This window comes from Proteiniclasticum sp. (genome assembly GCF_032054185.1).
Lineage (GTDB): Bacteria > Bacillota > Clostridia > Clostridiales > Clostridiaceae > Proteiniclasticum.
Map to the genome: position 1 here is coordinate 1 of NZ_DAMBTF010000043.1, position 11871 is coordinate 11871.

An 11871-nucleotide genomic window follows, 5' to 3' on the forward strand; every position below is an offset into this window, starting at 1 on the left:
CTTCCACTTCATCATTATTCTTTCTCCTAACCGGAAGTTACTTTTACAATTAAGGCTTCAAGAAAAAAAAAAAGGAATCAACACTTTGGGATAGGTAATGTATAGATTTTATGTTAAAATATAAATTGAATTTATCAAGATGAATAATTTATGAATTTGATGTAGAGGTAATTATGTGTAACTATAACTTTGTCAAAAGACTCCTAGATGTTTTCTTTGCAGTTGCTCTTTTAATTGGGTTAGCTCCAATTTTGGTCATTATAGCAGTACTGTTAAAGATTTTTTCTGAGGGACCGATTCTTTTTGCCCAAGAAAGATTGGGGAAAGATAGTAAACCTTTTAAAATAATTAAATTTAGAACTATGAAAACAGATGCTCCTAATAAAGCAGCCCGAGATATTGATAATAACGAATATGTTACGAAATTTGGAAAATTACTCAGGCGCACAAGTTTAGACGAATTACCTCAGTTACTAAATATTCTTAAAGGTGAAATGTCTTTTGTAGGACCCAGACCATTTATACCTAATGAAGGCGAAATTATCGATTTGAGAAAAGCGTTTCAGATTGATAAGCTAAAACCAGGGTTAACTGGTTGGGCTCAGGTGATCGCTCGTGATACATGTGATCAAAGAGAAAAATTAAAGTTAGACCTGTATTACAAGAATAATATTAGTATATTGTTTGATACAAAGATAATCTTGCATACATTTTTCTCTTTAAACGGAAAATAATCAGAGAGGAGAGGGATATGAAAATACTTATAGTTGGACAAGTTTTTTATCCTGACAACTTCAGAATAAATGATATCGTTAAGGAATTAGCTAAAGAGAACGAAGTAAAAGTCATAACAGGCCTTCCTGATTATGATTTAGGCAGAGTACCTGAAGAATATCGATTTTTCAAGAAGAGAAGAGAAGATTATTTCGGGGCAGAAGTGATAAGAGTCCCGATAATTTCCAGAAGAAAAGGACCTGTTTTCCGTAGCCTGAATTATATGTCTTATGTTCTATCAGGATCCATTTATGCATTATTTATGAGAGAAAAGTACGATATTGTTTTCTCATTCCAGACTTCTCCTATTACCATGTTCGTACCAGGTCTTGTCTATGCGAAAAAACATAAAATCAGGAGTTTGCTTTATACTCTTGATCTCTGGCCCGAATCGGTAAAAGCTATGAATATTAATGAAAGCTCACCGATTTTTAGTATAATTCGTAAAATGAGCAGGAAAATCTATCATGGTGCAGATTATGTTTTAACTTCCTCACCTTCATTCAAGGACTATTTAGTTTCTGAAATTGGATTGAACGATGATAAAATTGCATTTTTGCCGCAATACACTGATGAGGAAGATGTTAGTGACAATATTGTTCTAAGGAAAGACTACAAATCCATATCATTTACTTTTGCAGGCAACATCGGTTTAGTTCAAGATGTGGAAACCATTGTTAGAGCGGCTGAAATCATAAAAGCTAATAAATTCATCATCAATATTGTTGGAAGTGGATCTAACCAAGAGAATATTAAAGCGATGGTTGAGGAGTGTGGATTGACAGACCACTTTATTTTCCACGGAAGAAAATCTCATAAAGAAATGAACAGTATATATCGTGATACTGATGTATGTATCATAACTTTGAAAAATGAAGGATTCATTGGTAGAACAATTCCAGGGAAGCTACAGACTTATATGGCCAAAGGAAAAGCGATTATGGGAGCAATTTCTTATGATACTAAAGAAATTATTGAACTCTCAAATGCTGGACTCTGCGTTGAAAGTGGAGATTATGTTGGACTAAGTGAAAAAATGCTTCAATACATTGAAAACCCTGAATGTGTAGAATCATTTGGAAAGAATTCCTATGATTACTACAAAAATAACTTTGCTAAAGAAAAATTTATAGATTCGTTAAATCATTACTTAAGAGGAGAGAAAGAGATATGTTTAAAGGAAAAAAATTACTCATCACAGGGGGTACAGGATCTTTTGGAAACGCAGTTCTTAGAAGATTCCTTGATACAGACATTGAAGAGATAAGAATATTCTCAAGAGATGAGAAGAAACAGGATGATATGAGAAAGCTCTATCATGATGATAAAATCAAGTTTTATATTGGTGATGTCAGAGATCTGGCAAGTGTTAAAAACGCGATGCATGGAGTAGATTATATCTTTCATGCTGCAGCTCTGAAGCAAGTACCTTCATGTGAATTCTTCCCATTAGAAGCGGTAAAGACAAATGTGCTAGGAACAGACAATGTCTTGACTGGTGCAGTGGAAATGGGAGTAAGAAAGGTTATCTGTTTATCAACAGATAAGGCGGCTTACCCGATCAATGCAATGGGTATCTCTAAGGCAATGATGGAGAAGGTATTCGTTGCTAAAGCAAAGACGGTTGACTCTAGCAAAACATTAATTTGTGGAACTCGTTACGGTAATGTGATGGCATCTAGAGGATCAGTAATTCCACTATTCATCGAACAGATAAAGAACGGCCAGCCACTTACTGTTACTGATCCAAATATGACAAGATTTTTAATGAGTCTTGATGAGGCAGTTGAGTTAGTCGTGTTCGCGTTTGAGAACGCTGAAGCAGGGGATATTATGGTTCAGAAGTCACCAGCATCAACTATACGTGATCTTGCTCAGGCTGTAAAAGAATTGTTCAATGCACCTAACGAGATTAAAGTGATTGGTACCCGTCATGGGGAAAAACTATATGAAACACTGCTGACTAAAGAAGAAAATGTAGTTGCAAAAGATATGGGCGGATTCTATAGGGTACCTGCGGATAAGAGAGATCTGAATTATGATAAGTATTTTGTAGAAGGCGACAAACAGTTATCTTCAGAGGATGAATATAATTCTCATAATACTGAGAGGCTTACTGTAGAGCAGGTTAAGGAAAGATTACTGCAGCTTGACTATGTTAAGGAACAGCTGGAAAGTTGGAACAGATAATGAAAATACTCGTCACAGGATCCAATGGTTTTATCGGCAAGAACTTAATTGCCGAGCTGAAGAACAGAAATTATAATGAAATATATGAGTTTGATAAGGACACTGATATCATGTTACTTGACACATTCTGTCAGGATACAGATTTCATCTTCCATCTGGCTGGTGTCAATCGTCCAGAGGACCCGTCTGAGTATATGGAGGGAAATTTCGGTTTCACTTCAGTTCTTCTAGAAACACTGTTGAAGCATAACAACAGATGTCCGATTATGGTATCTTCTTCAATTCAAGCGGAACTAGATAATCCTTATGGTGAAAGTAAGAAAGCAGGTGAAAATCTGCTGTTTAAGTATAGTGAAGACACCGGATCAAAAGTCCTGGTGTACAGATTTCCTAATGTATTCGGAAAATGGTGTAGACCTAACTACAATAGTGCAGTAGCTACTTTCTGCCATAATATTGCACGTGATCAGCCAATACAGGTGAATGATCCATGTGTTAAGATGAGTCTTGTCTATATTGATGATGTAGTTGAAGAGTTAATCTCTGCTCTTGATGGAAATGAATCGAAAAATGGACAATTCTGTGAAGTTAAAACTGTCCATAATGTTACACTTGGAGGAATCGTAGACCTGCTTAATTCATTTAAAAACAGTAGAGAAGACAGAACTATTCCTGATATGTCGGAGAGCTTCACAAAAAAACTTTATAGCACTTATTTAAGCTATTTACCAACTGATAGATTTAGCTATGATCTGAAGATGAATACAGATCATAGAGGTTCTTTTACAGAATTCATTAAAACACCCGAAAGAGGACAAGTATCGATTAATGTGTCGAAGCCCGGAATTACTAAGGGGAATCACTGGCATCACACAAAGAATGAAAAATTTTTAGTCGTGAGTGGACTAGGCGTGATTAGATTCAGGAAAATCGATTCTCACGAGATTATTGAATATGTAGTTAGTGGAGAAAAACTAGAAGTTGTGGATATACCGACAGGGTATACGCATAATATTGAAAATTTGGGTAATACTGATATGGTAACGGTTATGTGGGCAAACGAACAATTTGATCCCAATAAACCGGATACATATTTTCTGGAGGTATAGAATGAAAAAACTTAAAGTTATGACTGTTGTGGGTACTCGTCCCGAAATTATAAGGCTGTCAGCAGTAATCAATAAATTGGAAGAGTCTGAAGCCATAGAACATATACTTGTACATACGGGACAAAACTATGATTATGAATTGAATGAAGTGTTTTTTAATGACTTTAACTTGAAAAAACCTGACTTTTTCCTGAATGCAGCTACAGGTACAGCTGTTGAGACAATTGGAAATATTTTAGTGAAAATAGATCCTATTCTTGAGGAAGTTTGCCCAGATGCTTTTCTTGTCTTAGGAGATACTAATAGCTGTCTGTGTGCAATCGCTGCTAAGAGAAGGCATATACCTATCTTCCATATGGAAGCGGGAAATAGATGTTTTGACCAGAGAGTCCCGGAGGAAACAAACAGGAAGATCGTAGATCATACTGCAGATATTAATCTGACTTATAGCGATATTGCGAGAGAATACCTACTAAGAGAAGGTTTACCAGCTGATAGGATCATTAAAACTGGAAGTCCTATGTTTGAGGTTCTTAACTCGAGGAAAGCTGATATTGAAAACTCTGATGTACTGGTTAAGAATGAACTGGCTGAGGGAGAATACTTCGTTGTATCTGCTCATAGAGAAGAAAATATCAGTTCAGAAAAGAATTTTTTAAATTTAGTAGAAAGTCTGAATACAATAGCTGAGAAGTATAATATACCGATCATAATAAGTACTCATCCTAGAACCAGGAAGATGATTGAAAACAAAGGAATTAAGTTCAACCCGCTGATCAGAACCATGAAACCTCTTGGATTCAATGATTATGTTAAACTTCAGATCAACGCGAAAGCTGTATTAAGTGATAGCGGTACAATTAGTGAGGAATCATCGATATTAGGGTTTAAAGCATTAAACATTAGAGAAGCTCATGAAAGACCAGAAGCAATGGAAGAAGCATCAGTGATGATGGTTGGTCTCGAAAAAGAGAGAATTTTACAAGGCTTGGAGATTTTAGAGTCGCAAGAGGTTTTAACGTTAAGAAATGTGTCTGATTATGGTATGCCTAATGTCTCAGATAAAGTATTAAGGATAATTTTATCTTATACTGACTATGTGAAAAGAGTAGTGTGGAATGAATAGTACAATAAAAAAAAACTATTTGTTCTTAGGATTTGCAATCCCTCAGATAGAGATGACAGATACGTTTGAACGCGATAAGTTTCCTTCAATCCAAACCCATAAGTTTAATTGGAATTTAATCAAAGGCTTAGAGCATCACGACAAGTATAATTTCACATATATTTCTGCAAGACCAGTAACAGACTATCCATTTTTCCCTAAGTTAAAATTAAAGAAAAATAAATGGTCAGTTAGTTTAGATGATAAAAAAATAGAGATTTTAGAAATCCCCTATATTAATTCTGGTATATTTAAAATTTTTACGAGATTTTTTTCTGCGCTTTTTTATAGCTTAACTAATTATCATTCGAAAAATAATAAAGCTGGCGTCATAGTATATTCAGTTCATATTCCTTATATGATTGTCGGTTTGTTAATTTCGAAATTATATAACATAGATTATATTGCGATATGGACTGATCCTCCAGCTGTGCGAACAAATGTGGAATCTAGTGTTAAATCTAAATTGAGAAATATTGAGCTTTATCTATCCAAATTATTGATGAAGAAATCAACAAAAATAGTTTCCGTAACTAAATTTCTTGCTGAAGATTTTGCGCCAGGTAAGCCATATCTTGTTATGGAAGGTATTATCAATCAAAATGAAATAAACTATTCCAGTCAATTAGATGAAAATAGAAACGATGATCTTATAAGGATTGTGTATACAGGTTCAGTGAATGAGAAGTACGGGATAAAGAATATAATTGATGGATTTTTATCTATGCAAAACAAAAATGCGATTTTAGAAATATATGGACGCGGAGACTTTGAAAACGAACTAGAAAAGATAACAAATACTAATAAAAATGTTATTTATAAAGGATTTGTACCAAATAGTGAAATCATATTAATTCAAAGAAAAGCGGATTTTTTGATTAATGCAAGATCAAATAATGAAGAGTTTGTAAAATATTCTTTCCCATCAAAAACACTCGAATATATGTTATCTGGAACACCACTAGTTACTACTATGCTTATTGGAATACCACAAGAGTATAAAGAGTACTTAATTATACTTGAAGATAACATGCCTATTACAATTGGTGAAAAATTAGATCAAATAGTTCAGTACACTAATCAGGAGAGATCCCTGATTGGTAAGAAAGCAAGAGAGTTTGCGGAGACGAAAAATTATATTGATCAGGCGAAGAAAATTATTGATTTATTAGATACTCATTAAATCAAAAGTTTAAAATAATCATAGTTATATATAATATAGAACGTTAGTTAGAATTGGAGTGGATTTTCTCCTCTTCTTGAGGATGCTCATCTATTGTCGTCCCCGGACTGTGTTTTCTTCTAATAAGGACTTTAAAGAAAAGGAGGACTATATAAATTGGATAGCATTATATTCTTCATATTTTATACTATGCTTGTACTATTTACTATTTACACGATAAAAAGAAAAAAAATAATTAGTAACTATGTTTTGATTTTTAATATATGGTGGTTATTTTGGCTTTTGATTTCATTTTTAAATCTTGGAAATTTTTATGCGATAGATTTAAAAACTTATTTATATATATATGCAGGTTTATTTTCATTTAATATCACAATTCTTATAAGGAAAAAAAATAGCTCCAAAGAATATAATTACGTAAAACCGTATTTACTTACTATTCTTTTAGTGATAGAAATTGTATACCTTTTTATAAATATATTCTACTTTTATAAGATGAGTAATACTGTTAATATGTTTGAAGAATACTGGAAGGTTAGATTTGTTTATTTTGGCATCCCAATCGATAATATTACAATCACATTGTTTAACACGTCGATAAGTGGTCATATTTACAATGCTTTTAAAATGTTCAATCTAATAAATTTCTTGATCTCATTAACTGAATTGGAGAGCAAGAATTCGAAAAGATTCATTTTAGTGGTTGTAAATATGTTTCTATTCAGCTTATTTAGTGCTGGCAGAGAATTTATAAACTATATAATTATAGTTAGTATTTATGCGTTCAAGAAGAAATTGATATCAAAGTATTTCAAATTTATACTGATAATGTGCTTAGTTGTATTGATGATGACATATTTAAGAGAAGGCAGTCTATCTAAAGTTTATATGGCTTTAATTACGTATTTTAGTGGTTCAATTTCATACTTTGATTATTTAATGAAGGTTGATGATGGGATAAGATACACTGGAGAGTTATTACTTTCCAGTGTTATTGCACCTGCAAAGATGGTTTTAAGATTCCTTGGGGTAAGTATTGGGAATAGTGGTATGTCAGATGTTGGAATGAAGCTGATGAAGATGGTAAAATTATCAGATACAAATAGTTTCACCAATTATTACAATGCCCTTGCAACATCGTTTTATTGGCAGTTTAAAGATTTTGGTTTGGCGGGGATCATTGGTATTAATTTTTCTATCGGTCTTCTCTATAATTATTTATATCGAACAATCAAAGGAGATTATGGAATTGTACTGTTTTCTTATTTAGAATTTCTGATGATATTAAGTATCTTTAGTTTTAAATTTATGGATTTATATTCCGTGTTTCCAATTATACTGATTATATTATTAATAAAGTATAACGGGGAAACAATGAAAGATATTAAATGATTTTTTAGTGTATAGTTTATTCATATAAAAATCATAAAAGAATGTATATTACTCGCGTTGATTTGTAAATGAATGTGATAAATATCAATACGATTTTAGGTATTAACAGTATTTATACTAGGAGGAGAATATGCAAAAGAAATTAACTTTAGTTATATGTACCTATAACGGGGAAAAATATTTAGATGAGGTTATAGAATCTATAATATTTCAAAAGGGATTTGAAGATCATGTAGAAAAACTAAAGATTGTTGATAATGCTTCTTCAGATAATACAAAGAATATTATCTGTAAGTATCAATCAATCAATCCTAGAATCGAGTATATTTATGAGGGAAATCCTGGATTGAGTCATGCTAGAAAACATGGAGCATTAGTAGATACTGAATGGATTGCTTACTTGGATGATGATAATATTTTATTGCCAGAATGGATAAATGAAGCGTTGTCTTTTATATCAAATAACCCTAAAGTTGGAGTATTTAATGGTGCAAGTATTGCAACTATAAGAGATGAAATAACAAAGAAAGAAGTTGTTATGTTGAACGCTATCTACCAAGATTTGGCCTGTACCCATGTTCGAATGGAAGATTATGATTTGAATTTACTTCCTGCTATTAAAGGTCCTTTTGGAGCAGGAATGGTACTGAGAGCTAAGCCCTTAAAAAAGTTTCTAGATAATGGGTGGACTAGTAATATAGGAAGGCAAGGCAAAGCATTAGGTTCTGGTGAAGACGGAGAAATCGCTAATTATGTTCTGGAAGAAGGCTTTGATTATGGTTATAATAACCAAATGGCTTTATTGCACATTATTCCAAAAGTTAGACTTCAACCTATTTATGTTGAGAAGTTAATGAAAGGTCTTAATGAAGGATACTATAATTATATCTCGGGAAAAAAGAACTTTATTTTTTATCGTTTTAAAACATTCATAAAATCTGTTTATGTTTTACTATCTAATCCGATAAGATTAGTTTTAACTTCTGATGAGATAAAAAAACTAAAGTACAAATTAGAAATTGATTCTCGGAAAAGAATATCTAAAATGATTATAAATGATTTATTCGTGATTAAAAGGTAGCTAAAAGCATATTAAGAATATGTTTTTTTCAGCAAAGGAAAAACTACAATGAAGAAAACTGCAATACTATTGATGATCATAACCATCTTGTCAAAAATTATGGGGTTTGCTAGAGATATTACCCTCTCTTATTTTTTTGGTGCCTCTTATATCACAGACGCTTATTTAATATCCATTACTATTCCCATGGTAATTTTTGGATTTGTCGGAGTAGGAATAGCGTCGGGATATATCCCTATGTATAGTCAAATAGAGAAAGCTCAAGGCACAAAAGAAGGATTGAAATTTACTAATAATCTAACTAATATTATGTTAGTTATTACTACAATAATATTCATCTTAGGTCTTATATTCACAGTACCTATAGTAAAACTTTTTGCTTCAGGATTTGAGGGTGTAGCTTTAGATTTAGCTGTGAAATTCAGTAGAATTAGTTTATTTGGAATGTATTTTACAGGTTTAGTATCAATATTCAATAGTTATTTACAGATAAAAGGTAATTATATAGTTCCCGCAATCTTAGGCTTCCCAATGAATTTGATAACAATAATAGTCATCATACTTAGTTCTAAAGGGGATATATTACTTTTGGCTATTGGATCTTTAATTTCTTCTGGATCACAATTAATAATAGTCTTGTTTTATGCATATAAAATGGGTTATAAATATTCTGGAATCCTAGAAATTAACAATATAAATCTTAGAAAAATGATGTATATTGCTTTTCCGGCAATTGTTGGTTCTTCCGTGAATCAAATTAATGTTCTTGTTGATAGAACAGTCGCTTCAGGTATAGTAGAAGGCGGTATAACTGCACTCAATTATGCAGGAAAGTTAAACGGATTTATCCAAGGAATATTTGTTTTGTCCATAACCACTGCTTTGTTTCCGATAATATCAAAAATGGCTGCTGAAAATGATATTAACGGTTTAAAAAAAACACTCTCAGAATCTATAAGCAGCGTAAATTTATTAGTGATTCCAGCAACAATAGGGTTCATGATTTTTTCTGAACCTATTGTTGCGATGGTATTTGGGCGCGGAGAATTTTCTTCTGAAGCCCAAGTTTTAACATCAGCTGCTCTTTTTTACTATTCTTTAGGAATGTTGGGGTTTGGCTTAAGTGAGGTTCTATCAAGAGCGTTTTATGCTTTACAAGACACAAAAACACCTGCAATATATTCAGCCATAGCGGTTACAATTAACATTGTCCTAAATATCATATTATCGAGTTTCATGGGAATCAGTGGACTTGCATTAGCAACAAGTATTTCTGCTTTAATAAGCACTGTACTATTGTTTTTAAATTTAAGAAAGAAAATTGGATTCTTTAGTTTAAGGAACATGATGATATCGTTACTCAAAATTATAACCGCATCTCTCGGGATGGGTGTAGTGTCCAAATTGACATATATCAATTTATCTATGAATATTAGTCAAAATTTATCTTTAGTAATTTCAATAGCTCTAGGAGTGATGCTTTATTTGATCCTAATTTATTGCATGAAGATAGAAGAAGTGAATGTTTTAATAAGAATGTTTAGAACGAAATTGGCGAAATCGAAAAAATAGGTGGATTTTATGCTGAATCGATTAGTTATCTGACAGAACAGTAATTCAGGGTAATGAGTGTCGAATAGAAAAAATTCAACATGGCCAAACGGATGAGTAATCCGAGCAAAATCTAAACGCGTAGTAACCTACTGATATATAGTGTGTTTATAAAATATATTTTTACTATGACATTTTTGCGAGTGTGAGGCATCTTATTCAGAAGACTCAAAGAAGGTAACAATTACCTGACATTAATGTTATTATGATCGAATTGGAGTGATGGATATTAAGTGCTATGATTACAAATTCCCAGGTTTGAATGTTAACATAAGAGAAATCCAAAAAGTTGAGCTAGAATTACTTCTAGAATTTGACAAAATCTGTAAAAAAAATAATATTAACTATCAATTATTCGCAGGAACATTATTAGGTGCGATAAGGCATAATGGATTTATTCCTTGGGACGATGATATTGATGTTTGTATGCTAAGAGAAGAATATGACCGATTTTTACAAGTTGCAAAAAAAGATCTTAGCGAGGATTATTTCCTTCAAACGTATGATAGTGATAATAAATATTTCTATCAATTCGCAAAAATTAGGAAGAATAAAACAATTTTCATGCAATCAATATTAGAAGAGGTAAATATGCATCATGGTATATTCATTGACATATTTCCTTTTGATAATGTTAAACCACATACAATAGAGGGAAACACACAAAGGATAGTTCTTAATCTTTTTCAATTGATCAATAGTTGCAGAATTAATAAAACTATAAGTATGACGAACAACCTATTATATAAATATGTTAGATTAGCTATTCACTATGTCTTAAAAATCATTCCTAAGAGAACTATGGATAATATAATTACTAAGGTTTCACGTACATTTAACAATAGCAATACTGAGTATGTAGGAGATTTGAGTCTAAGTACTAGTAAGGAACTCTATGATAGATTTACCATAAAGAAAAACACTTTCTATGATTCATTATCTTGGGATTTTGAAGGACATTACTTCCCCGTCCCTAGAGAGTATCATGAAGTTTTAACCAAGAACTATGGTGATTATATGACACCTCCACCATCACAAGAACCTCACCATGAGATAATTGAAATTTGTTTTGATACTGAGAAAAAGGTTTGAAGGAATTGAACAACTTCTTCCCTAGAATCCTTAGGTCATGAAAGTTGTTCAACATAAGTATCATTGTGGCGACCGCGAGGTCGCCTTTTGTTGCTAGATTATCTCATACATGGTTCCTAAATACATCCATCCGATCATAGACCTCTTACAATGATCATAATTAAGTCGTTTTATTAGAGTAGAAGGATTTTATTGAGAATATACAATTAAAAACATAATGGTTAAATTCAAAACTAACTTCCGCTTTAAACAGAAAGCTTAAATAACGCTGAAA

At 32.2% G+C, this 11871-nt stretch carries 10 protein-coding genes; all 10 read left to right on the forward strand.

Annotation, left to right across the window (positions count from 1 at the left end):
* Positions 1-173 precede the first annotated feature (173 nt).
* Positions 174-734 carry a sugar transferase gene (locus RTX25_RS14120; protein WP_312654553.1) on the forward strand — a complete coding sequence of 187 codons (561 nt, stop codon included), beginning with the start codon at positions 174-176 and terminating at the stop codon, positions 732-734.
* Positions 735-751: 17 nt separating this feature from the next.
* Positions 752-2041: a glycosyltransferase family 4 protein gene (locus RTX25_RS14125; protein WP_312654554.1), complete on the forward strand. Its 1290-nt coding sequence runs from the start codon at positions 752-754 to the stop codon at positions 2039-2041.
* On the forward strand, positions 1945-2964 hold the full coding sequence (locus RTX25_RS14130) for a polysaccharide biosynthesis protein (RefSeq protein WP_312654555.1): 1020 nt from the start codon (positions 1945-1947) through the stop codon (positions 2962-2964). Before RTX25_RS14125 ends, RTX25_RS14130 begins: the two co-directional genes overlap by 97 nt.
* Positions 2964-4073: a capsular polysaccharide biosynthesis protein CapF gene (locus RTX25_RS14135; RefSeq protein WP_312654562.1), complete on the forward strand. Its 1110-nt coding sequence runs from the start codon at positions 2964-2966 to the stop codon at positions 4071-4073. The genes RTX25_RS14130 and RTX25_RS14135 overlap by 1 nt, the downstream gene beginning before the upstream one ends.
* A gap of 1 nt (position 4074) precedes the next feature.
* Positions 4075-5199, forward strand: coding sequence for a non-hydrolyzing UDP-N-acetylglucosamine 2-epimerase (wecB, locus tag RTX25_RS14140; protein ID WP_312654556.1), 1125 nt, complete (start codon positions 4075-4077; stop codon positions 5197-5199).
* Positions 5192-6421: a glycosyltransferase gene (locus RTX25_RS14145; protein ID WP_312654557.1), complete on the forward strand. Its 1230-nt coding sequence runs from the start codon at positions 5192-5194 to the stop codon at positions 6419-6421. The genes wecB and RTX25_RS14145 overlap by 8 nt, the downstream gene beginning before the upstream one ends.
* Positions 6422-6577: 156 nt before the next feature.
* Positions 6578-7813: an O-antigen polymerase gene (locus tag RTX25_RS14150; protein ID WP_312654558.1), complete on the forward strand. Its 1236-nt coding sequence runs from the start codon at positions 6578-6580 to the stop codon at positions 7811-7813.
* Between the two features lie 130 nt (positions 7814-7943).
* Positions 7944-8894, forward strand: a complete 951-nt coding sequence (locus tag RTX25_RS14155; RefSeq protein ID WP_312654559.1) for a glycosyltransferase — start codon at positions 7944-7946, stop codon at positions 8892-8894.
* A gap of 48 nt (positions 8895-8942) precedes the next feature.
* A complete protein-coding gene (gene murJ, locus RTX25_RS14160) occupies positions 8943-10466 on the forward strand; it encodes a murein biosynthesis integral membrane protein MurJ (RefSeq protein WP_312654560.1) in 1524 nt (507 codons plus the stop codon).
* A gap of 261 nt (positions 10467-10727) precedes the next feature.
* A complete protein-coding gene (locus RTX25_RS14165) occupies positions 10728-11597 on the forward strand; it encodes a LicD family protein (RefSeq protein ID WP_312654561.1) in 870 nt (289 codons plus the stop codon).
* Positions 11598-11871 lie beyond the last annotated feature (274 nt).

Bases quoted from the DNA above. Each gene is read 5' to 3' on its own strand.
- RTX25_RS14120 (WP_312654553.1), top strand. From the start codon at position 174: ATGTGTAACTATAACTTTGTCAAAAGACTCCTAGATGTTTTCTTTGCA.
- RTX25_RS14125 (WP_312654554.1), top strand. From the start codon at position 752: ATGAAAATACTTATAGTTGGACAAGTTTTTTATCCTGACAACTTCAGA.
- RTX25_RS14130 (WP_312654555.1), top strand. From the start codon at position 1,945: ATGTTTAAAGGAAAAAAATTACTCATCACAGGGGGTACAGGATCTTTT.
- RTX25_RS14135 (WP_312654562.1), top strand. From the start codon at position 2,964: ATGAAAATACTCGTCACAGGATCCAATGGTTTTATCGGCAAGAACTTA.
- wecB (WP_312654556.1), top strand. From the start codon at position 4,075: ATGAAAAAACTTAAAGTTATGACTGTTGTGGGTACTCGTCCCGAAATT.
- RTX25_RS14145 (WP_312654557.1), top strand. From the start codon at position 5,192: ATGAATAGTACAATAAAAAAAAACTATTTGTTCTTAGGATTTGCAATC.
- RTX25_RS14155 (WP_312654559.1), top strand. From the start codon at position 7,944: ATGCAAAAGAAATTAACTTTAGTTATATGTACCTATAACGGGGAAAAA.
- murJ (WP_312654560.1), top strand. From the start codon at position 8,943: ATGAAGAAAACTGCAATACTATTGATGATCATAACCATCTTGTCAAAA.
- RTX25_RS14165 (WP_312654561.1), top strand. From the start codon at position 10,728: ATGGATATTAAGTGCTATGATTACAAATTCCCAGGTTTGAATGTTAAC.